Genomic DNA, 24,308 nt, shown 5'->3' with positions numbered 1-24,308 from the left:
AAGTCACTGCCGGAAACCGTTTCTAAGCGGAGCGGCTCCGGCATAGCCCGAACGAGTGGCCAACACGCACCGCGTTCGCCCTTTGACGAGAGAGTGGTACCGGAATATTGATTTCTCAACGAAAATCGCCCACGCCCGGTGCGGCGCGGGCGCCTCGCCTACTCGACGAGTCCACGCACCGTCACCGTCACCGCGTCTTGGTTGTTCACGGCCACACCCGCCGCCACGCAGTCGAAGGCCGCTTCGCCCTCAGGCAACACGATGAACCGTGTCACCCCCGTCGTGCGGTTGTCACAGCGTACCTCCACTTGGCCGCCGAGGCGGGACATCTCTCCCGTGAGCGTGGCGCCGAAGTTGCGGCCCTGGCCTTGGATCGTCACTTGGTCATCGGCGCTGCTAACAAGGCCTAGCGCATCGCAGTCGATCGTCTCCACCAAGCGAACGTCGGGGAGCGAGCCGTTGACCAACTCGCCGGTGGTGAGGTTTTGGCACGCGGTGCCGCGCGTGTCCATGCCGGACAAGGTCAGCGCCAGCGCGGGCTGCTCAGGGAGAAACGGTTCGATGACACCGCGCACGGTGATGACCAGGGCGTCCTGGTTCTCACTGGCGAGGCCTGCGGCTTCGCAGTCCCAAAGGCCGTCGACAATGTCAGCGGTCACGGACTGCGCCGTGGTGGTGTTCTCGCAGATGACGTTGGCACCAACGCCAAGACCCGCCACCTCACCGTTTAGCGCCGCGCCAAAGTTCACCCCGTCCGCCTGTAGCACGATCTGCTCGTCTGGGAGGAAATCGAGGCCCAGAAAGCCACAGTCGAAGGACTCGTCGAGGGAGAACTCGGCCAAACCGATGGAGACCGTTTGGTCGATCGTGACGTTCCGGCAAGCGGCGCTGCGCGTATCCATGCCGACAATGCGCGCGGAGAGTGACGAGGGTAGGCGACCGAAGAACACGTAGCCTTCTCCGTTGATGTCCGCATCGCCCTCCTCTATGCCTCGCGCCGTGTCGTCACCGATCAGAAAATCCCCTAGGCCGTCGCCGTTGAGGTCGAAGTCACCCGCGATATTTGGGATCTGAAAGTCACCCACCGGATCTGCCGCCAGGAAGATCACGCCATCGTCACCGCGACCGCCGTTCTGCGCCTCGAAGGTCGACAGATCTACGCGCGCGCCGAAACCGTCGTGGCGACCGTAGACCAGGTAGACGCGACCGAATTCGGTCCGGAGGAACTCCGTGCGTGAGATCAGAAAGTCGCGCACGCCGTCAGCGTTGACGTCGCCCGCCGCCGCCACGGTGACCCCCAACTCGGCGATTGCACCGGCCGACGCCCCCTCGTCGAACACGGTGCCGACGCTGCCATCACCGCCGTTCACCTCGAGCAGGCTCGCGATCTCTAGCTCGGCACCAAAACCACCGCGCTGCCCGCGGATGAGGTAGGTGGCGCCCGTATCAGAGTCGTCGCTATCGACACCGTTGGCTCCCACCAGGAGATCTACCATGCCGTCGCCGTCGACGTCCCCGGGAGCTGCGACGACCACCGCAGCAAAGTCGGAGGCGACGACGGGCACTACGACGAATCCGTCACTGCCATCACCGCCGTTGTCCGCTTGCAGCGTGGGCAAGTCGAATTCGGCCGGCCAGGCGTCGCGGCCGTAGAGCACATAGGCGAGCCCGCGCACGGTGTCTTGCGTTTGGTCCGGGGCCGCAAGGGCGAGGTCGGCGACGCCGTCGCCGTTGAGGTCGCCCACGCCGGCGGTCGTCACGAAAGGGCGGAACAGGCGGTCGTTGCGCGTTTGCACGGGATCGCGCAGGACCACGCCCGCGGACCCGTCGCCGCCATTCTCCTGCAGCAGCGACGGCAGAGACAGCTCCGCGCCGAAGCTCTGGTCGCGGCCGAACACCAAGTAGTGATTGGTGGCGCAGATGAACGGCTCGGTGCAGTCGACGCCGATGACCGTGACGATGAAGTCGTCGCGTCCGTCATCGTTGACGTCACCGGCGGCGGCGAGACCTTCGCCCACACGGGTTTCATCGGGGGAGCGCAAGACGGTGCCGACGCTACCGTCGCCGCCGTTCTCCAGCGAGAGCGTGGCCAGGTCGATCTCGGCGGGGAATCCAGAGTCGCTGCCGTAGATGAGGAAGGCATCGTCCTGGGAGGCGACGAGCAGGTCGGCGATGCCGTCACCATTCACATCTCCCGCGCCGCCGATGCGCGGACTCTCGACGCCGCGAATGAGAAAGCCGAGGCTACCGTCACCGCCGTTCTCGGCGATCAAGCCGTCGAGGCGAAAGGTGACGTCCTCCACCGTGGTGCTGCCGAAGTAGACGTAGATGCCGAGGACGCCAGCGGAGATCGCGATGTCGTCCACGCCGTCGTCGTTTAGGTCGCCAGGGGAAGCAAGATACCGACCGACGCCACCACGTTCCGTGGCGCTGATGAGCGTGATGCCTACGGTGCCATCGGCTCCCGACTCGGCTCGCAAGCCACCGACACTGACCTCCGGTGGGAAGCTTGCGGCTTGCGCTGCCGAGAGCGGCAGCAGGGCAAGGATAGGCAGAAGACGAGTACACATAGCGCCCTCCGTGGCGCAGCTGAGGAGGCTTGCTAGCTTAGCAGTATCCAGTCCTGGGCGATGACGACGGCCAAGCCGAGCACGGCGCACGGCCGAGGACTGCAGAATCGGAGAACGCATCTCCCGAACCTGCGACGCGCCAAGTTCCAACCCGCCGAGGTCGATGGCCAAACCGTGGACGTCGTGATGAGCGTGCGGGTGAAGGTTCGCTGCATCGGTGACAAGTGCAACGTCAGCGCCTACCCCAACCTCGGCCTATACACGCAGGAGCACGGCGACAACTACGTGGCCCCTCAGGAGATCTTGACCCGCCAGGCCACCTGGTACGAACGCATGCTGACGGACGCGTCGTGTAAGGACGGAAAGACCCCACGCGAACCGTGCGTGGACGACGGCGCCTTCCGCCTGGTGGTGTACGTGGATGTGGATGACGCGGGCACCCCCTCCAATGCGCGCAGCCGGCGCAACCCCGCTGACCGCCGATGCGGACATGCTGATGGAGAAAGCCCACGCGTCGGTGGAAGCCTCGCAGTTCATCCCAGGCCTAGTCGAAGGCACGGCGAAACCGATGACGGTGCTCAGCTCGTCCCTGCACTACTCCAACAACAAGAGCATTCCGAAGACCATCTGCGTGGACGACACGGAGCTCGGCTCAAGGCTGGCCACCAAGCGTTGCTACAATGCCCAAGAGCACGCTCGCGTGAAGCCCGGCCTGCAGATCTACAGCTGGCTGCCCATGACCACCGGCACCAACATTGGCACGGACGGCTAAGCCTGCCATTGGCGAAGTCTCCCCAACCCTTAGAAGGTTGAGGCCTGTCCGAGTAGACAACCTCTATCGCCATCGACACTAGGATCAAGCTGAGGGCGGCGATAAGCCGCCCCGACATCGCTCGTGGTGCAGTACGTTGAATAGCCTCCGTTAGGTGTATCGTGGTGTTGCTACGGGCCTTCGCGGCGCGGTCCGCCCAGCGAGTGCCCGGCCCTTTTGGGGTCTAACCACTCGCTAGCGCAAAGTACCGAACGAAGTCTCGCACCTCAATACCCACGCTTTCTGGCGAGCTGAGGTGAGCGCTGCCATACCTATGCCACTGGATCAGGGTGTGGGGGCTTAGTCAGCGAATGCCACCTGGCAGCGAATACCGGCCGGCACCTTTGCCCCGTTGTTCGGCAGGCGCAGGCGCACGCCGAAGGTACCACTGGCCGCGTCTACGACGGAGTCGACCACGGTCACGGTTGCCTCGTACTCACCGCCCACAGGGGCCTCGGGTCGCACCATGGCCTTCTCGCCAACCGCCACCTGACCGATGTAGGCCACGGGCACCACGACCTCCACATGCAGGGGATTGACCCGCGCCAGCGTCGCGATCACCCCGTCGCGGACCAGCTCCCCCGCGTCCAGCTGACGCTCCATCACCACCCCGTCGACGGGACTGCGGATCGTTCGCAGGGAGAGCTCCACGCTTGCCTGGTTGAGTTCGAGTTCGGCGATCAGGCTCTCGGTTTCCACCTCGTCCTTATCGTGAATCGACAGGAGATCGTCGCGGTAGAGATCCTGGTTGCGCGCCACCTTGCGTTTGCCGAACTCGGCCCGCGCACGTGCCAGCTCCACCGCCGCCTGCTGGGAGCTTGCCTCCAGCTGCGCCACGGGATCGCCCGAGCGCACGCGATCGCCGCGATCGACGAAGTACTCGGCGATGACGCCGTTCACACTGGTACCTAGCTCTACCGTTCGGCTCGGTTGCAGCAGGCAATCAAACCCAGCTGCCTCCACGCCGCACGCCGCCAGGGCGAAGCACAGCCCCAGTCCCGTGACTCTCGCCCTAAGCAATACCAGGGTCCTCTCCGATGAACGCATAGCGGTCTTTGCCCGTAATGGAGTTGCGAAACAGCGCCAGGCGGGAAGCGCCTGCCAGACGCTCCTGACACCGCATCGCGCGAGTCAGGGCCCGTGCCGAGGGCGGCCGTTGCTCGACCTCCAGATGCTGCTCGACCACCCGATGCTCACGACACAGCACGTCCTGCGTATCGTAGCCTCGATGGCTGAGCGTCGCGCGGAGGATTCGGCGCTCGCCCGCCGCGGATGGCCCCGCCACCCATAGTACCGGCGTGGCCGGCAGTTCGCCGCGAAGCAGCGCCTGGGTGGTGGTCATTCGCACGCCGTCCGCACCGCCCTGCGCCTCGAACGCGGCCCGATCCTCCTCGTCGTCGACGAGCACGGCGCGCCCGCCGGCGTTCGCGCGCACCCACGCCACCATCCGGACACGGCTGTCGAAGATCTCGTGGCACGGACGCAGGGCGACACCCGCCGAGGCATCGGCGATACCAAGTCCCAGCAGCCGTCGGGCGGAGGCGACCGCACGGCTACCCGGACGCACGGTGCCGCACATCGCGCCGTAGCGCCGAGCCGCCTCCAGCAGCGTGGTCTCCCGGGCGTTGACGCGCATCGGCGGCGGGGGCAGGCGATGCCAACGCTGCAGGATCAGGGCGAGATCGATATCGCCCGCGCGCTGGGGGAGTTGTCCGGGTAGACGGGCCGCGTCGACGACCACCCTTCCGCCATCCACCCCGTAGTGCTGGTCCTCGCTCAGCAGTTCCCGAGCGCTCAGGGCCAGGCAGATCAACTCTTCGCGACGATTCGGCCCCGCCCACCAGCGGTCCAGCGCGTGCGCCAAGGCGCTGAGGCGGGCCCGGCCCGCACCGGTCAGCACCACAGCCTGTGGGGTGCACTGGTAGTGCGCAGGGGCGGACAAGGCGCTGGCGACGGTCACGGCGTCGTGGACTCGCCGCAGCAGTTCAGGCCGATCGACCACCGCCTGCAGCAACACGCGCCGCAGGCCCTGATTCAGGTAGGGACCGTCCGCATCCGCGGCGATCAGACGCGTCCTCGACAAGCGCGCGCGCTCCTGGTCGCCACCGCGCATGGCCAGCAGTGCCAGGGCCTCCGGCGTGCCCACGAGCACGGAGGCGCGCTGCACCTTCGTCGTCTGCGGGCCGACGAGTGCCCACCGTCCCTCGAGCCCGGCCAACGCGCATACGCGCTCGATGTCCGCTTCCTCGCCAGCGGACGAGGGCCACGCAAGGTGGACGGGCTCACCGTTGACGCTCGCTGCCGCCAGCGTGGCCGCGAGAAGCGCATCGCGTTCCTCGGCGCTACGCGACTCGACCAATCCACCAGCGAACAGATGTGCTAGGTGCATACCCCGCCGGGGGTCGACCCCCTGATCGCTTGCCATGGCGAATACTTCTGCCGCACGCGCCAGCGCGGGCGGTGGGCGATGCGACCACGCCATTCGGGCCTGCAGCAGATCCAGGCGCAGGGCCAGCGCGGTCTGCGCTATCCAGCCGTCGATACCGACGATCTCAGGCAGTCGCCTGGACGGCAGGGGCGGCAGCAGCGAGGTGAACATCACCGGCGCACTCACAGATCGAAGCGGCGCAGGAACAGCTGACGCAGCTGACGCGACCAGCGCTGGATCAACGGACTCCAGGGATGGCGGAACTTCAGGTAGGCCCGCTGCCCGAGGCGCTCGTAGGCGACCGGTTCGCTCAGGTCCACATCGATCTCGAACAGGGGCTGCACGGTGGTGCCGGGCTGCTGGGCAGTTGGATCCAGCGCGAAGGGTCCTCCGCCCTCGCGGCCGAGGGCCGCCGCCGGCAACTGGAAGGTGGCTGCGGGTACCTCACGAATCAGTGTGCCTACCTGAGGTGTCGAGCGCTTCGAGGTAATGAGGACCTCTACCGATCGGGAGTCATTGCTGACGCGGTCCGCGCGCTCCATGGGCACGGCAGCACGCACCCGCCGGGGCGGCCTGGTGAGGATCCAGCCCAATGCATCTCCCCGCTGCACGTAGCTGCCAGGCATATCCGACGGCGCCTGGGCCAGTAGGAAGCGTCCCCCACGATGCGCTCGGATCGTCAGGCCCGCCAGGCGGGTGCGCGCGTCGTCAAGCCGCGATCGGGCGAGCTCCAGCCGTTCGGTGACCGAGGCGGCGAGCACCCGGTCACTCGCCCGGGCCGCGAGCAGGCGCGCCTGCGCTTCACGCACCTCAGCCTCGTAGGCGCGCACCTGCGCTTCCAACACGGGATCACTCAGACGGAGCAGCACATCCCCTTCCCCTACGGTGCTCGCCACCTCGGCGATCACCTCATCCACCACGCCACCGCCGGTGGCGTAGAGCACGGCCTCGTCCGGCGGCAGCACCACCCCTTGCGCCGTCGTATGCTCCGGCAGAGGCACCACCAGTACCGCTGCACAGACGATCAGCATCGCCACGCCGGTACGGCCGATGGCAGCGCCCCGCTGACCGATCAGCGAGGGGTCGAAGAGCAGGGTCGAGGTGTGTTTGAGCATCGGCAGCACCAGAGCGTTGGCCAGCACCCACAGCGCCAGCAACACACCGAACATAAAGTACTGCCCGGCGATGAACAGGACGATCATGGTCATGACAAACAGTCGGTAGGCGAAGGCCAGCACACCGTAGGTCACCAGCCAGACACCCTCCCCCGCATCGCGAGTGACCGGGCGTACGCCCTCCTGGCGCAGGAAGTGGCGGCGCACGAGATAGCCGATCTGGCGGTTGGCGCGCGAGCCGAGGTTGGGGATCTCCAGCGCGTCCATGAGGATGTAGTAGCCGTCGAAGCGCAGCAGGGGATTGCCGTTGAACAGCACGGTGGATACCCCGGCGATGAACATCACGTTGAAGGCGATGGCACGCACTACCCCCTCCTCCGCCTGCACCCACAAGTGAAAGGCCACGGCGGCGATGAACACCTCGACGATCATCCCCGCCGCCCCCACCACCATGCGCTGCCAGCGGCTGCGCAGGGCGGAACTCGCCGAGGCATCGACGTAGGGCACCGGCACGAACACCAGCAACATCACCCCCATCTCGTGCACTTCCCCACCCCAGCGCTTCACCGCCAGCCCGTGGCCGATCTCGTGCAGCACCTTCACCACGGGGAAGACGAACAGCAGCATGATCAGGTTGCTGGGGCTGAGCACGCGGTCTGCCAGGTTGCCGGTGAGCGCATCCCAGCGCACACCTACCTGCAGCGCAGCCGACAACACTACGGCCAGCCACAGGCACAGGCCCGGCCAGGAGAACAACCAGCGTGCGACGCCAGCCAGGCGCGTGAGCAGCCGTTCCGGATCGATCAGCGGCACGCGAATCGCAAGCGGCGTGCGAAAGCGGGCGAGGCGCTGCTGGCGCAGGAGGCGTCCGCTACGACGCGCCAACTCCCCGGCATCGGGCACTTCGTCGGTGAGCAAGACATCGCTGCCGTGCAACTGCGTCAGCAGACTCATCAGTTGCTCCTGGGTCGGCGCTTCCTCGCCAAAGGCCTCGCGAGCCTCCTCCCAGATCTCCGCCAGCGTGCGCTCGCCATCCATCAGGGCGATGAGGTAGTAGGCCGGCGCGGTAAAGCGGGAGAACTTCCCGCTCGCGTGATCCTGGAGCACGTACCAACGCTCACCGCGATAGCGGTGACGATGGATCTCGACGTGCTCGCGCAGGCGCGGTCGCAGGCCCGCCGCGGCGTGCCACGCCGCGGTGAGCGTGGTGGTGGGATCACCTGCCGGCAGAGCACCGCGGCCGGCGACGGCCCCCCGTGTGCCGTCGGTGATCATGGGGCCAGACGCCAGTAGGTGAGGGCGAGCCAATCGATGAAGGTGCGGCTCCACAGCCACACCACCCTGCGCTCGCCGATCGACACTTTAGCTATTCCCGCCATTCCCGGGCGAAGGCGTTCGTCGTTCGCTGTCACCTGTGCCTCGACCGTAAAGACGTTGCGCCCGTCCTGCGCCTTGGACGACGGGGTAAGCCTTACCACTTCAATATCGAAGCGCTGATTGGGCAGGGAGGCGAGCACGAGCTCCCCCTGCTGACCGATCGCCAGGTGCTCGATGTCCTTGTCGTCAACGTCGATCTGCACCCGATAGCCTTCCAGGGGAGTGATCTCGAACAGCACCTGCCCCCGGGCGACCGACGCACCGAGCGACTGCGTTAGGTCACCGCTGATCACCAGGCCATCGAAGGGGGCCGCGATGCGCATACGCGATATCTGCTCATCGAGCAAGGCGACCTCCGCTTCCACCTGTTCTATCTGCGCCGCAAGCACGCTCGCCTCCGCGCGCTCACCACGCGCCTGGGCGTCCTGCAGTTGCAGGGCCAGCTGGGAACGGCGGCTTGTCTGCGCGAGGCGCTCGAGGCGCAGATCGCGCTCGTCTAACTGGCCGAGGAGATCGCCGCGATTGACACGATCGCCCGCACGCACCGGCGCCTCACGCAGGAAGCCGTCGATCGGCGCCGCCACCGTGCGGGTGATTTGCCCCTGCAGCCGGGCGTCAGCGGTCACGCGGAAGTCTCCGCGCACCCACCAGGCGGCAGCGATCAACATCGTAAGCATGAGCATGCTGGCCTTGAGGCCGAGATGGCCAGGTCCGATGAGCCGCTGCAGCTGATGCACACAGGCTGCCCCGAGCTTGCTGCCGATCCAGCGCTCGTCACGTTCCCGCACTGCCAGCACCGGTCCGCTGAGGAGCGCGATCCTCTCTACGGCCTCGCTCTCCTCAGGGGTGAACGGGGTATCCGCCCCTCGCTCCAGGCAGAGCGCACCCCAGGGCGGCTCATCGCCCGCGCCGTTCGGCAACACGACGGTCAGGGCGGTATCCACATCGTGTTCGCGCAGATGCCGCTGGTGCTCGCGGCGAATCAGCGGCGGGACTTCTTCGATGGCCGCGGGCGCCAGCACACTCGTGCCCTGATCGATGGTCTCGTCCATCAATTGCTCAATGCTGCGCACGAGGTTCATGCGCTTCGGTTCGATCGCCATGTGAGACACCACCTGCAGGCGGGAACGGCCGCGCAGGTAACGCCCTACGGACACCCGATCACAGCGCAGACGTGCTGCGAGGCGCGTCGCCAGCGAGCGAGCGCTATCGCTCATCGAGTCCGCGGCATGCACGGCGGCGAGCGTCTCAGCGACCTCGGCGGCCTCTTCGCTTCGCCGGCGATACCCGTCCGCCGACAGCTGCACCAGCCGCGCCAGCAGCCAACCGCTGCCCCAGCGCAGCTCACGTACGAGCGAGTGCGATGCCTCGCCCCGCCTGCGCAGGCGGAAGGCCACCGCTCCGATCAGCTCGCCCGCCCAGAGCAAGGGGGCGGCGGCATCGGTGCACTCGCCGCCCGCGTTCACCTGCCCGGCTCGCTCGGCGACGGCACGTTCGAGCAGGTCACGCAGCGCTTGCGGCGTGCTGCCGCGCTCGGGCACGGAGGCGACGCGTGTGAGCATGCCGTCCGCCTCACGGATGACGACGACCGCGTCGATGACATCGCCGAGGTGATCGCTCTGAAGGGCGAGCCACGCGGACGCGGCGCCAGGCATGTCTGTGGCGTTACCGAGGGCGCGCCAGCGAGGCTCATCCGGCGGAAGCGAATCCATAGAGGTTTACGGGGGCCCTGGGGGAGCCCCTTCGATCATCCCTTGGCCGGCTTCGTCTCGATCTTCAACTCGCCGACGGTGGCCTCGAAGTTCTTGATCGTCGCATCGAGCATGAGCAGCAGGCGCTTGGCCACGTAGGGATTCATGACGATGCGATTGGACAGCTGCACCGTGACTTCCTTCTGCGACGGCTGCCAGGTCAGGTTGGTGCCGAACAGCAGGGTGATCTCCTCGCGCGTGCTCGAGATGTTGCAGATGTTGGCGTAGGAGGTCTCCATGTCGCCATCATCCCACTTGATCGTACGACCCTCGAGGCTGGGCTTGGCAGTCGGTTCCTTCGATGACACTTAATTCTTCCTTCAGTGGTTACTAGGTAAAGCTAGGGCGACTTCGCTCGCCCCACGACACCGCTCAAGCCCAGTTTATCGGCTCACCGGCCTTGCGGGGAGCGCGCTCGCGAACGCGCCACGCCACGGCGCCGATCACAGCCGCGGCACCCGCGCCTCGCGTATCCACGGGTTGCTCCCAGAAGGCTACCGAGGCAGACCGATCGTGCTCTTCGAAGTGCGCCCCCCCACCGTCGCGCCCGTCGCCTAGGGCCGGGTTGGCGCCCGCCGGTGCCGGTGCCGCTTCCGGGACACCAGGCGCCTGCGGTAATCCGTCGGTATCGGCCGGCGTATCGGGTGGTGGCGCAGGCGGCGAGGGCGGAGCATTGCTCGAACCGCTCTGGCCCGTCAGGCGCTTGAGCAGACTGGTCTCCTCAGCTACCTGAATCGCTCCCTGGGGCGCCCCGTCCGGCGCCTGAGGCTGCTTCACGGCCACAATGAGGTCCTCGACGGCCACGGTGGTTCGCACCTGTACCTCATCCAGCTCGCCGAAGAGCGAGTCGTAGAGCGTGAGGATCTGGTTGGAGGCCAGATCGAGGACATCCGGGGCGAGGGTGACCAGAGAATCACCCAGCTGATTGGTGCCGATAAAGCGCGCGTACTCGCCGATGATGATGTCGGTGCCGAGTTCGCCCACGAAGAAGTCGCTGCCGAACCCACCGATCAAGATGTCCTGGCCAGCGCCGGAGTCAAGGGAGTCATCGCCCCCTGTCAGGGGATCGATCGTCTCCGCCACGAAGCGCTCGCCGAGGCGTGTCACCTGACCGCCATCGCCGATAAGCGTGTCGTCGCCCTCGCCGGTGCTGGCCGTATCAGCGCCGGCACCGCCGATGAAGATATCGTCTCCGGCAGTACTGACCATAGTGTCATCACCGCCGAGCAGTGGGTTACCGCTGCGCACGATGTCCAGGGTGCGAGGGTCACCTTCCTCATCGGCCACGAAGAAGAACTCGCCCTCGTCGCCAACCACCGCATCGCGACCGGTGCCCACGTCGATCGTGTCACTGCCGAGGCCGCCCGCCACCGCGTCGTCGCCCGCGCCCGTGACGATCGTGTCGTCGCCAGCCCAGCGCTCATCCGTGTCCGTGGTGCGTAGCTCGCCCGTCGCGCCGTCGACAAACTGTGCCTGCGCACCATCGCCGATCACGATGTCGCTGCCGGCGCCGGAGGTCAGCGTGTCGTTGCCCGCACCGCCGATGAGTACGCTGCCACCATCACCAGCGGTGATCGCATCGTCACCCCCAAGGCCAGGCACGGAGCGCTCGCTGCTGCCGAAGGCGAGAATCCCCACCTGGAAATTGGCCAGCGCGTTGAGCTGCAGTTCGCCGTCCCCGCCGGGCTGCGGATCGGCGATGAACGATGCCTCGCCGCCGTCGCCAAAGAGCACGTGGCTGCCGTTGCCTGCCTCGATCACATCGCCCGCGACACCCCCGAAGACGATGCTCTCACCATCGCCCACGATTAGCCGGTCGACGCCGCCTCGGTCGTCGAACAAATCGGTAGTCAGCACGAAGCTGACGATGCCGTTGTTGAATTCCACGGCCGCGTTGTCGCCGACCACGAGGTTGATGCCATCGCCCGCGGTGGCCGAGTCCTCACCCAGGCCGAGCAGGATCACGTGGTTGCCGTCACCGACGATCGCCTCGTCATCACCACCGGGCTGCGTGGCGGCCGTGTTGATGGAGGACAGCTCGCCCAGGGTGTTAAACTGCATGAAGCCGCCATCGCCGAGGATGATGGCGTCGCCATCGCCCTGGGTGAGCCGATCACCGGCCACGCCACCGACCACGACCGCATCACCGTCGCCGAGGCTCACGCTATCCGCGCCACCGCTCCCCTCGTCCGTGTCGGTAGACGCGATGCGCACGATGATGCCGTCCGCATAGTCGATCTCACCGCCGTCGCCGATGACCACACGCTCACCGTCGCCAGCGGTCAGGATATCCGCCCCTTCACCAAGCAGGGTTACGCCGGACCCATCGCGCAGATCCACCCGATCAGCCGCGCCGGCAAGGTCCTCGTCGGTGACGATACGGATGAGCACCCCAGCCTCGTCCCAGGTCACCATTCCGCTATCGCCCAGGATGAGTGATTCACCGCCGTCCTGGGTGATCAAATCGCCGAAGGCACCACCGACGATGATCGAGTTCGACTGGCCCACATTGATCGTGTCCGCCCCGGCCGAACTCTCGGCCGTATCGAAGGAGCGTGCCTCGGTGAGCACGCCGTTGGTGTAGGTGAGGCGACCGAAGTCGCCGAAGACCGTGTGGGTGCCATCGATCGCGTTGAGCGTGTCATTGCCGAAGCCTAGGATCGCGGTCAGGCGCCCATCGTTTGCTATCACCGTATCGCCGCCGCCCTGGTCGAGGTGGGTGGCGTCGACGGCGAGCAGCACGCCAGCGGCGTCACGCCGCACCTCACCGTTGTCCGCAATCACCAGGTCATCGCCACCGGCCACATCGATCGTGTCGCCGCCCATGCCCGCCAACACGATGTCATCGCCCTCGCCCGCGCTGATCGTATCGCTCGCGCCGGTCGTGCCATCGGCATCGCTGGTGACCACCCGCGTGGCCGCGGCGCCCGCGAGTTCGATTGCGCCATTGTCGCCGAGGATGACATCGTCACCCTCATCCCCGCTGATGAGGTCCTGCCCGAAGCCGCCGAAGATCAGATCGGCACCCTCATTGCCGTTGATCTCATCGTCACCGCCGAGGGCGGGCTCGCGGGTGCTTAGCACGTCGGCCCGGCCATCGGTCGTCTCCACGGTGGCGATATCGCCGAATAACACGTCTCGATCGCTTCCCGTGACTACCCCGGCGAGCATGCCTCCGTACAGGCGGTCGTTACCTATCGAACCGATAAGGTAATCGTCGCCGCCATCGCCGATCAGAAGATCATCACCGCCGACGGTCACATCGATGGTCTCGTGACGCGCCAGGCTGCCGTCGCGAATGACGAGGGCCGCGTCTCCGAGCAGGAAGTCCCCGTCAAAGCCGCCGCTCAGCGTGTCATTGCCCGCCCCGCCGATGAGCAGATCCTCGCCCGCATCGCCGGTGATCTCGTCGTCGCCACCCTCGCCCGTTGCCACAGAAGTGACGACGAGCATGTCATCGCGCTCGACATCGGCGTGATCGCCCACCAGGACATCGCCTTCGGTGCCACCATCGAGGGTGTCGGCGCCGTCTCCGCCGAGCAGGATGTCCGCACCCTGGTCACCGGTGATCGCATCGTCACCTCCGGTGCCCACCGCCGCGAGGGATGTGAGGATGGCATTGGCCTGCGTCGAACCATCCTCGAAGTGGATTACGCCCGCGTCACCGAGCGCGACATCGTCTCCCGCGCCGCCGCCGATCGTGTCGCCACCGGTGCCGCCCATGAGAACGTCGTCGCCCGCATCGCCTTCCAGCGTGTCGTCACCGCCAACGGCCGCATCCAGAGTCTCGACGCGGATGCGCAGGCTCGTGCCGTTGAGCAGCACCGTGCCACTATCGCCGAGCAAGGTGTCGTCGCCGAGCGCACCCGATAGGTAATCGGCCGCGGCACCGCCAAGCAGCACATCGTCGCCGTCCTCCCCGCGCAGCGCATCGGCACCGCCGGCAGCGGTGTCTGCGCTCGTCACCGCCTCGATGGCAAGATCGCCACCGCGCGTCACCGCGCCGTGGTCGCCCAGCAGCACGTCGCCCTCGGTGCCCCCCGTGATGTCGTCCGCGCCGTCACCGCCGAACAGCAGGTCTGCCCCGGCATCGCCGAACAAGACGTCATCGTCGCCCGTACCTACGAAGCTTGTGAAGACGTCGTCGGCAAGATCGCTGCCGTCTGCACCCACTACCGTGCCGGCATCGCCGAACACGATGTCATCACCGGCGCCCGCCCGGATCACATCGGCGGCCGCTCCGCCGAGCAGGATGTCGTCGCCCTCGCCACTCTCCAGCGTGTCGGCGTCGCCCGTGGCAGCATCCACGCTCTCGACTCGAAGGCGCAGGCTGATGCCATTCGCCAGCACCGTGCCGCTGTCGCCGAGCAGGATATCGTCGCCGAGGGAGCCGGACAGGAAGTCGGCATCGGCACCGCCGATCACCAGGTCATCGCCCGCTTCACCGTGCAGGGTGTCCGCGCCGCCCGAGCCGGTATCCGTGCTCGTGACTTGCAGGAGAATCCGGTTGTCGTCTCGCGTGACGACACCGTGATCGCCCAGCAGGACATCGCCCTCGGTGCCGGCCGTGATGTCGTCCGCACCATCGCCGCCGAACAGCAGGTCCGCCCCTGCATCGCCGAACAGGATGTCGTCCCCGCCCGTACCGAGGAAACTCGTAAACGCATCATCGGCAAGCTCGCTGCCGTCGGCGCCCACCACCGTGCCCGCATCACCGAAGACGATGTCATCGCCCGCGCCGGCCATGAGCACGTCCGCATCGGCGCCGCCGAGCAGGATGTCGTCATCCTCGCCGCCATCCAGCGTGTCCATACCGCCGGTCGCCGCCGCCAGACTTTCCACCCGCAACACCGTGCCCAGGCCGTCGTAGGTGATGCGGCCGGCATCACCCAGGAGGACGTCGACGCCACTGCCAGCGGAAAGCGTATCGCTCCCGGCACCGCCGAGCAGCACGTCGTCACCTGCGTCACCGTCGAGCGTGTCGTCGCCACCGATGCCCGCATCTAGGCTTTCCACCCGAACCCGCAGGCTGGTGCCGTTGAGCAGTACAACGACGTTATCGCCCGCCAGCGTGTCCGCGCCAAGGCCGCCGGACAGGAAGTCAGCGCCTGCGCCGCCCAACAGAACGTCATCGCCGTCCTCACCGCGCAGCGTGTCGTCTGCGCCCGCGGCAGTGTCGCTGCTCGTCACGTCGGTGATCGCGAGATCAGCGCCACGCGTTACAGCACCGTGATCGCCCACCAGGACATCGTCCTCTGTGCCGCCCGCAATATCGTCGACACCATCGCCGCCGAACAGCAGATCCGCGCCCGCATCGCCTAGCAGCACATCATCGCCGCCGGTGCCGGTGAAGGCCGTAAACGCGTCGTCGGCCAGACCGCTGCCGTCAGCGCCCACTACGATGCCAGCGTCACCGAAGGCGACGTCGTTGCCAGCGCCGGCCCTGAGCAGATCTCCAGCAGCACCGCCGATGAGAATGTCGTCGTCCTCGCCGCCGTCGAGCGTGTCCGTGCCCCCGGTCGCCGCCTCCAGGCTCTCCACCCGCAGCACCGTGCCCAGGCCGTCGTAGGTGATGCGGCCAGCATCACCCAGGAGGATATCCTCCCCCTGATCCGCCGTCAGCTCGTCGTCGCCGGCACCGCCAACAAGCGCATCGTTACCGCTGCCCCCGGTGAGCACATCGCCGCTGCCGCTCGCAACCTCGAGGCTATCGAGAGTGATCAGTGCTTCCTGGGCGTTGCGCACGAGGACGGCGTGATCGCCCGCCAACACGTCGTCGCCAGCACCCGCGTCGAGGAGATCCGCAGCGTCACCGCCGAGGAGCACGTCGTTGCCGCCGTTGCCGAACAGCATGTCCGCACCGCCCGTGCCGACCGCATCGGTGAAGATGTCATTCGCAGCGTCACTGCCGTCGGCGCCAACGATGAGGCCTGCGTCGCCGATCAGGATGTCGCGGCCGTTGCCGCCGGTGAGCGTGTCGCTATCCGCCCCGCCGAAGAGGGCATCGTCGCCGTCCTCGCCGTCGAGTACGTCTGCCCCGCCGATGGCCGGATCGACGGTCTCGACGCGCAGGCGCACGTTGACACCGCTGAACAGGGCGAGGCCTGCGTCCCCGACCAGCGTATCGTTGCCGAGCGCGCCGGAAAGCGAGTCGGCGCCGAAGCCGCCGATGAGCAGATCATCCCCGGCATCGCCCAGGAGCAGATCGTCGGCACCGGTGAGCGTTTCGGTGCTGCGTACCTCGAGCACCCGTGCGGCGGCATCGCGCACGATCAGGCCGTGGTCACCAAGGAGCACGTCGTCTTGCGAACCGCCGACGAGTTCGTCGGCGTCATCGGCACCGATCAGCAGGTCTACCCCTTCATCGCCGAACAACTGATCCATAGCGCCGGTGCCGATGAACGTGGTGGTGATCGTGTTGGCTTGCGCGCTGCCGTCATCGCCGACCACCAGGGCGCTGTCGCCGAGGAGCACGTCGTCGCCGGCACCGGCGATGAGGACATCTGCGAACGCCCCACCGATGAGAAGATCGTCACCTGCGCTGCCGGTAAGCGTATCGGCTCCGCCAAGATCACCGGCCAGGCTCTCCACGCGCAGGACGGACGCGAGGCCGGCGAAGCTTATTCGAGCTGCGTCGCCGATGAGTACATCGCCGTCAGCGTCGGCAGCGAGCTGATCGTTGCCCGCGCCTCCGATGAGCACATCGCTGCCCAGGCCTCCACTGAGGGCGTCGTCGCCACCGTCTGCGAGATCGGTGCTAAGCGCGAGGAGCACGGCGCCAGCGCCATCGCGCGTGATGTAGCCATGATCGCCGAACGCCAGATCCGCGTCGTCGCCACCGCTGAGCTCATCGGCCCCATCGCCGCCGAGCAGCAGATCGTCTCCTTCACCGCCGGACAGGATGTCGCCTGCACCGGTGCCCACGGCGGAGGTGAACACATCGTCCGCCTGCTCGCTGCCGTCGGCACCGACGATGGTGCCGCTGTCGCCGAGGAGCAGATCGTTGCCGGCGCCGCCGGTCAGTGAGTCGTCCGCGGCACCGCCGAGCAACCAGTCGTCGCCCTCCTGCCCATCGAGGGTATCGCTGGCGCCCGCGGAGGGGTCTAGCGTCTCCAGGCGCAGGCGCTGGCCGGTGGTATTCAGCAGCAGGAGCGCAGCGTCGCCGACCAGCACATCGGCCCCGAGGCCGCCGGTCAGAAGATCCGCGAAGGCCCCGCCGAGCAGGACGTCGTCACCATCGTCTCCGTGCAGCACGTCGTCGCCGCCGAGCGCGATGTTGGTACTGCGCACGTCGATGATCTGCAGATCCGCCTCGCGCACGATCGTGGCGTGGTCGCCGGCCAGGACGTCGTCATCCTCACCGCCCTCGCTCCGGTCGGCGCCGTCGCCACCGAGGAGCAAGTCAGCACCGGTATCGCCGAAGAGCTCATCATCGTCCCCCGTACCGACGAAATCCGTGAACACGTCGTTCGCCGCATCGCTGCCGTCGGCGCCGACGAGCGTGCCGCCATCGCCGAGCAAAATGTCGTTGCCTGCTCCGCCGAGGAGCACATCGCGCCCGGCACCGCCGACCAGCTGGTCCTCGCCCTCGCCCCCGTCGAGCACGTCCGCACCGCCGACCCCGGCGTCCACGCTCTCAACGCGCAGTACACTGCCGAGACCGTCGAGGGTGATCCGGCCACCGTCACCGAGCAGGATGTCGTCCCCGCCATCGCCCTCGAGCTGATCGCCGCCGGCCCCGCCGAGGAGCCAATCGTTACCCTCGCGGCCGAACAGCGTATCGCCATCACCGCTGGGAACATCGACGGTGAGAATCTGCGTGATCCCGTCGGACTCATCGCGGGTGATCGCACCATGATCGCCCAACAGCACATCGGCCCCCTCGCCGCCATCGAGGAGATCCGCGCCCTCGCCACCGAGGAGCAGATCCGCGTCCGCGTCGCCGAACAGCATGTCGGCGGCACCGGTACCTACGAAGCTCGTAAATACGTCATTGGCCTCGGCACTGCCGTCGCTGGCCACCACGGTGCCGCTGTCGCCGAGGAGGATATCGGCGCCGCCGGCGCCGGTGAGCTCATCTCCTCCGGCACCGCCGATGAGGATGTCCGCTCCCTCGTCACCTAACAGGGCGTCGTCGCCACCGGCCCCCGGGTCCACGCTCTCGACGCGCTCCAGGCCGCCTTGCGCATCCCGCCGCAGCAGCCCGTGGTCGCCCACCAGCACGTCGTCGCCCGCGCCGGCCTCAAGGTGGTCGTCGCCATCGCCGCCGAGCAGAACATCGTTGGCGTCACCGCCCAGCAGGACGTCGCCGGCGCCCGAACCCACGGCATCCGTAAACACGTCATCGGCATCGTCGCTGCCGTCCGCATAGACCACGAGGCCGGCGTCGCCAAGGAGCACGTCGCGGCCAGCACCACCGGACAGCTCGTCGGCACCGGCGCCGCCGAGCAGCACGTCGCGGCCGCCGTCCCCAGCGAGCCTATCGTCGCCGCCGATAGCCGCATTCGTGGTAGAGACGCGCAGGACCGTGCCGTCCTCCGTACGCGAGATGCTGCCCGCATCGCCCAAGAGCAGGTCGTCGCCATCGCCGCCCGTGAGTTCGTCGGCACCGGCACCGCCCACCAGGAGGTCGGCCGCGCCGCCGCCCGCGAGGACATCATTGCCCCCGATGTCGGCGTCGATCGCCAGCAGGTCGTTGGCGGCGTCGCTACCGTCATCACCGATGATGTCGGCGCTGTCGCCGAACAACACGTCGGCGCCCTCATTGCCTTCGAGTTCGTCGCCGCCGGCGCCACCGACCAGGATGTCCTTACCCACGCCACCGATGAGCTCATCCCTTGCCCCGGTGCCTGTGGACACCGACGTCAGGCGCACCAACACCGCCGCTTCCGCCAGGTACAGGGCATGGTCACCCACGAGCGTATCGGCGCCATCGTCGCCGCTAAGACTGTCTTCGCCGCTGCCGCCGAGGAGCAGATCGCCGCCGATACCGCCGCTGAGCGTGTCGCCCGCACCGGCCGTGTCGTCGCCACCTCGGCTATCCACTTCGATCACGGTCTGGTCGATCGCGGACCAGAGGATCGAGGCCAGGTCACCGACGAGCGTGTCGCCCCCCGCCTCACCGAACAGTTCATCCGCGCCGGTGCCACCCACCAGGACGTCGGCACCGTCGCGCCCTTCGATGCGGTCGTCCCCGTCCTCGAGCACCTCCGCATCGACGCGCGTGAGGCGGAAGCTGCCGTCTCGAACGATGAGCGCCGCCCCGCCCACCAGCAGGTCCGTGCCCGAAGAGCCGATGATCGTGTCGTCACCCCGCCCGCCGATGAGGGCCACGCCAAGGCCACTCGCCTGCGCATCGAGCGTGTCGGCGCCCCCTTCCCCGAACACTTCCAGGATGCCCTGGTTGACGCTGGCCTCCACCACCACCAGATCGTTGCCGTCGTTGGAAAATAATTGCGTTAGGTCATGGGCTCGCAGGCCGTTCACGGAGATCTCATCGCTCCCCGTGCCGGCGTAGAAGGCGAGACCGCCCGCGAAGCTGCCGGCGTTCGGGTCAGCGAAGTAGGTGATGAGTCCAGCGGACGCACCGCGGATCTCATCCTCGTCGATGGTCACGACGTCGCCTGTGCTATCGACCGAGTCATCGACGACCAGGGTGTTGGTGCCCGTACCCGCGTCGATAGTCATATCGAAGGCGATGGCGGACAGGCTGCCCGCGCGAAGCTCGCGGTCGGAGGAGACGATGATCTGATCATCGCCCGCGCCGGTGTTGAGCTCCAGCACCGCTTCCACGCCGGCGACCAGCACGTCATCGGCGCCGCTACCCAGATCGACACGAAGGGTCTCCACATCGTCGTAGGCGATCAACACGTCGTCATCGGTGCTGCCGTCGAGGCCATCGATGGCACCGCCGTCGAAGGACACGCCGTCGATGGTGAAGGTCAGCAGATCGATGATCGGCGCCAACGAGTCCGTGCGACCATCACTGGTCAGCACCAGCGCGTCGGTGCCGGCCTCGTCGCTGCCCCCGTCGCCCAGGAACACCACCGGGCCGAGGATATCCTCCAGCGATCCGTCGCCATTGCCCACGGTGACCCGATCGCTGCCCTGGGGATCGGGGTTCTCGGACTGATCCTCTTCCCGGACGATCGTGATCTCAGTGTCTTCCTGGACCACCCCATCGCCATTGAGGTCGTCCCAGATGCGGCGCGTAACCAGTCCATCCGCATCGCCGACGATCGTAAGGTCGGCGGCGTTGGCATTCACCTGCACGCTGTCATCGCCACCGGCCAGGTTCAGCACCAGCGTGGTGCCCGGCTCCGTGTAGTCGATGGTGAGCACATCGCTCGCATCGGAGAAATTGAAGTTGATGGTGTTGAAGCCTTCAAACACCACCTGGGCGGCGCCATCGATGCCGAAGCCTGTGAGCTGCACGCCGTCCGGATCGTCCTCCGCCGGCGTGTCCTCATCGCGGTACTCGATCAGCGTACCGCTGGGGAAATCGGAACCGAACTGGTTGTTGATGATGAGCGTGTCGTCGCCGATGGCACCGACCAGCTCGAGGTTGCCGGAGAAGGAATCGAGGGCTCGCGTCTCGGGCGCGACGAAGGTATCGGTCTCCTCGGCCACCGTGACCGTGCCGATCACCGTGCGAATGGAGCTCGAGTCGCCCGCCTCCAGGTCGATGCTCTCGAGGCGTTCGAAGTCCGAGATGTCGGCGCGCAACTCGCCGAAACCGAACAACCAGAAGCCGAAGAACCAGTCCGACACGAACGTGTAGGGGAACAATCCGTCGTATACGCGCACCCTATCGGAAACACCGAGATCCACGTTACGACCGATCTCGTCGCTGAAGGGATCGCCCGTGCTCGGATCCTCCCATTCACTGGCGATGAATGCTTCGAATTCCGTCAGGCTAAACTCCACCGTCTCGGTGAGGCCGCCGGCATCGATGGGCACCGGGTTGCCGTCCTCGTCGACGCCAGAGCCGTCGTCGACGATCGTCAGCACCACGGCAGAGAACAAGCCGATGGATTGGGCGGAGGAATTGATGTCCTCGCTGTCCACGGGCTCATCCGGGAAGTCGAACTGCTCGGTGAAGGAGAGCTGCGGCAGTTCCAACCCACTCTGGGGAATGCTCGTGTGCCACCACCAGTTGACGAACTCGCCGTCCACCACGAGATCGTCATCGTCGGGGTTGGTGTCGTTCGCCTGCAGGTCGGCGATCAGGTCGAGGATGAACTGATCGACCAGGTCTTCGAAGGCCTCACCGGTGACGATGTCCGTCTCGCTGGTACGCGTCACCCTGATGTCAGTGCCCCACACCTCGACGGTGCGGCTGCCGGACTCGGCGCTGACGCGCTGAGGTACGTCGTAGAAGAGGCTGAAGAAGCCTCGCTCAAAGAAATCGTAGGCGTTCCAGCGCGTGTAGGTGAATTCGACCGAGTCCACCACCGTGGTGGCCTGATCGGCGATCACATCCGAGCCACGCTCAGGGATGATGAAGGTGCCGAAGCCGAGATCCCCGCCCACCTCGACCGTGTCATCACCGCTGCCCGTGTTGATGATGATGTTCTGCCCCGGCAGGCTGCCGTAGACGAACACCACATCGTCGCCGCCGCCGGTGATCAGCACCAGCTGCTCGACGCCGACGATCTCCTCCACCACCAGGCCCGCGCCGTAGATCCGCTGGACCAGCTCGGAGGTGGCTGGATCGATCTCCGTGAAGACGTAAAACTCGTCCGCGATCGCCGTGCCGGCGATCACTACCGAATCGAAGCCTTCGCCACCGAAGATGTAAACGGGCGCGTTGCGCACGTAACTGACCTGATCGTTCTCGCCGGCGCGTGAGGTCAGGTTGACCTGATCCTGACCCTCGACGCTCTCCCGCGTGCTCTGGCGCAGGAAGTTACCGAGCGCTTCGGCGATGTCGTCGTAGTCCTGTGGGTCGTCCTCGAACGCTACGTCGTTGTCGATCAGCAGCTGCTGGGCGAGGAGGAAGAACTCCTCCACGTTGTCCACGGTGACGTCGGTGTTGGCGTCGATAAGGCCCGCATCCAGCAGCGCAGCCTCGAGGGCATCCACGTCTTCCGAGCTGGTCTCGTCGAAGGGCGTATAGGTGAGGTGGGCCTTGAGGAAGAAGATGTCGTCGCCGTCCTCGCCGTAGAGCCACAGCTCGGCAACGTTGCGATTGACCTCGAAGTAGTCATCACCGGCACCGCCGAACAGGCGCGCCCCAAAGCCGACACCGTCGGTGATCGCCGTGACCACGGGCAACAGGGACCCGTCGTCCTGGGTCTCGATCACCTGTTCCAGCACGTTGCCGACGAAGAAGCTGTCATCGCCGTCATCGCCGTAGACCTCGAGGCTGCGCGCCGTATCGTCGAAGACGAACACGTCGTCGCCGTCGCCGCCGCGGAAGCTGATGTCGGCGATGATGTTGCCGTCGCTGGTGATGTAGCTGATCGTCTGGGTGTTGACCTCGTCGTCGAAGACGCGGCCCGGCAGCAAAGACCCCGTGTCGCGGACGCCGTCGTCCTCCTGCGGCGTCTCCGACTGATCGAGGAGGTCGTCGACCAGCTCATCGACGTTGAAGGAGGCGAAGGCCTCGAACAGCCCGTCGCCGTCGAGGCGGCGGACAAGGCCGTCGTTGCCCTCGGTCAGGAAGTGGAACAGGTCGTCGCCGGGGCTGCCCGAGACCACCAGGGCGTCGTTGCCGGCAAGGCCGGTGTCATCCACGGTAAAGAGCGTGTCGTAGAACGCGCCCGGGCGAACGGAGACCTCAGGTGCGGACAAGCCAATCAGGTAGGTATCGCTACCCTCGAAGCCATCGAGGATCAGCTCCTCACCGGTGAAGTCCTGCACCACGAAGGTGTTCGCGCTGCGGAAGGCATCCGTGCCGACCCCCGTGAGGGTAACGATCTCGAACACGGCCTGGCCGTTCTCATCCAGCAGGGATTCGATCTCCGCCGCGCCGTCGAAGGCGGCGGAGGTCGTGACCGTGTTACCCCACTGATCCTCGAAGGTCTGTGTCGTGCCTGCCTGGGCGTCGTCGTACAGGCCGATGATCAGGCTCTGGTCCGAGATGAAGAAGTCGATGGGCTCGCCATCCTGGCCCACGGTCTCGAACAGCGTGTCCGTGCCGCCGCCGTCCTGGAAGCTGTCGACGCCGCGGCCGCCGGAGATCACATCATCACCGGCGCCGGCGCTCAGCGTGTCGCCGTAGCGCGAGCCGAACACCGTGTCGTTGCCCGCACCGGCTTCCAGGGTGAGCAGGGCGAGCTGGTTGGTCACGCCTCGACCGTCGAGGAAATCGTCCACCAGGTCATCGTCGGACACGCTGTCGAAGGCCTGGATCACCAGCCGATCGCCGTCCTCGCTGGCGCTCGACTGGTTGAGGGTGAAAGACGTGATGAGGGCCGCGTCTGCGTTCTCCGGTTCGCCGTCGGGCACGAGGTCGCGGTCGTAGCGATCGATCTGCCAGAATTCGTTCTCGGTGAAGACCTCGAAGAAATCGCGATCGCTAGCACCGCCCTGGAGCACCAGCGTGTCGGCGGCACCGTCGTTGTCGCCCACGGGCACGATGGTGACGAAGGACTCGCCGTTCTCGTCCGTGACCGTGCGCTCCTCGAAGCGCCGCTCGCCACCCATGCCGACGTCCACCTGCATGAGATCGCTGGCGCGCAGGTCGCCGAAGGTGATCGTATCCCCACCGGTACTGGCCGTGAGGTCGAGCAGTTCGATGTCGTCGAAGGTGATCTCGCCGCGATCGCCCCAGTCGATGCCGACGGAACCGTCTCGCAGCGCGTTGTCGACCACCGCATCGATACTCTGCCCAACGCCGTCGTTAGCGCCGAGGAGGATCAGGCGATCGTCGCCCTCACCGCCTTCGATGACATCGTCGCCACCGCCCTGGCCGCGTACGCCGATGAAGCCTTCAGGCCATTCGTAGGCGTCGTCGTACCAGCTGATGGCGTCGTCGCCGGCGGCGCCGAACACGAGGTCGTCGCCGGCGCCGCCGGCCAAGGTGTCGTCGAAGCGCGAGCCGTAGATCTCATCATCACCGTCCCAGCCGAAGATCACATCGCCGGCTTCGCGGGCGACCGTGCCCGTATCGGCGGCGTCGACGGCGGCTTCGTCGTCGCCGTAGATGATGTCGTCGCCCGCATCGCCGTGGATCGTGTCAGACCCGGCACCGCCGCGGATGAAGTCGTTGCCTTCCGCGGCCTGGATGTAGTCGTTCCCGCTGCCGCCGTC

The 24,308-nt window shown here is 66.8% G+C and carries 8 protein-coding genes (1 of these 8 only partly in view); 1 reads left to right on the top strand and 7 read right to left on the bottom strand.

The features are described 5' to 3' along the window. Nucleotides 1–158: 158 nt before the first annotated feature. The gene (locus AAGA68_19635; GenBank protein MEM9387280.1) at nt 159–2,570 is read right to left on the bottom strand and encodes an FG-GAP repeat protein; all 2,412 of its coding nucleotides are present in this window, start codon (nt 2,568–2,570) and stop codon (nt 159–161) included. A 448-nt stretch (nt 2,571–3,018) separates the two neighbouring features. Here AAGA68_19635 and AAGA68_19630 point away from each other — a divergent pair, with 448 nt between their 5' ends. Further along, entirely contained in the window at nt 3,019–3,342 is a 324-nt protein-coding gene (locus tag AAGA68_19630) for a hypothetical protein (protein ID MEM9387279.1), read from the top strand. Nucleotides 3,343–3,681: 339 nt separating this feature from the next. On the opposite strand, the gene AAGA68_19625 is transcribed toward AAGA68_19630, so the two are convergent. The 6 genes from AAGA68_19625 to AAGA68_19600 form a co-directional block, all read right to left on the bottom strand. Beyond that, nucleotides 3,682–4,401 carry an efflux RND transporter periplasmic adaptor subunit gene (locus tag AAGA68_19625; GenBank protein ID MEM9387278.1) on the bottom strand — a complete coding sequence of 240 codons (720 nt, stop codon included), beginning with the start codon at nt 4,399–4,401 and terminating at the stop codon, nt 3,682–3,684. Further along, complete coding sequence (locus AAGA68_19620) at nt 4,394–5,980, bottom strand: hypothetical protein (protein MEM9387277.1); 1,587 nt, start codon at nt 5,978–5,980, stop codon at nt 4,394–4,396. The genes AAGA68_19625 and AAGA68_19620 overlap by 8 nt, the downstream gene beginning before the upstream one ends. Before the next feature lie 11 nt (nt 5,981–5,991). After that, nucleotides 5,992–8,199: a peptidase M50 gene (locus AAGA68_19615; protein MEM9387276.1), complete on the bottom strand. Its 2,208-nt coding sequence runs from the start codon at nt 8,197–8,199 to the stop codon at nt 5,992–5,994. Further along, nucleotides 8,196–10,013 carry an HlyD family efflux transporter periplasmic adaptor subunit gene (locus AAGA68_19610; protein MEM9387275.1) on the bottom strand — a complete coding sequence of 606 codons (1,818 nt, stop codon included), beginning with the start codon at nt 10,011–10,013 and terminating at the stop codon, nt 8,196–8,198. Before AAGA68_19610 ends, AAGA68_19615 begins: the two co-directional genes overlap by 4 nt. A gap of 35 nt (nt 10,014–10,048) precedes the next feature. Continuing rightward, nucleotides 10,049–10,360: a DUF3467 domain-containing protein gene (locus AAGA68_19605; GenBank protein MEM9387274.1), complete on the bottom strand. Its 312-nt coding sequence runs from the start codon at nt 10,358–10,360 to the stop codon at nt 10,049–10,051. Between the two features lie 64 nt (nt 10,361–10,424). Next, nucleotides 10,425–24,308, bottom strand: the end of a protein-coding gene (locus tag AAGA68_19600; GenBank protein MEM9387273.1) for a DUF4347 domain-containing protein. Its footprint extends 16,113 nt past the window's final position; the window shows 13,884 of its 29,997 coding nt (coding positions 16,114–29,997); its start codon lies off the right edge, out of view — the gene reads right to left on this strand; its stop codon occupies nt 10,425–10,427.

This window comes from Pseudomonadota bacterium (genome assembly GCA_039193195.1).
GTDB lineage: Bacteria > Pseudomonadota > Gammaproteobacteria > Steroidobacterales > JBCBZW01 > JBCBZW01.
This window is presented reverse-complemented; position numbering and strand designations above follow the sequence as displayed.

Excerpts from the sequence above, each read along its gene's own strand:
- AAGA68_19635 (MEM9387280.1), bottom strand. The coding sequence starts at position 2,570 with ATGTGTACTCGTCTTCTGCCTATCCTTGCCCTGCTGCCGCTCTCGGCA.
- AAGA68_19630 (MEM9387279.1), top strand. The coding sequence starts at position 3,019 with ATGCGCGCAGCCGGCGCAACCCCGCTGACCGCCGATGCGGACATGCTG.
- AAGA68_19620 (MEM9387277.1), bottom strand. The coding sequence starts at position 5,980 with ATGTTCACCTCGCTGCTGCCGCCCCTGCCGTCCAGGCGACTGCCTGAG.
- AAGA68_19615 (MEM9387276.1), bottom strand. The coding sequence starts at position 8,199 with ATGATCACCGACGGCACACGGGGGGCCGTCGCCGGCCGCGGTGCTCTG.
- AAGA68_19610 (MEM9387275.1), bottom strand. The coding sequence starts at position 10,013 with ATGGATTCGCTTCCGCCGGATGAGCCTCGCTGGCGCGCCCTCGGTAAC.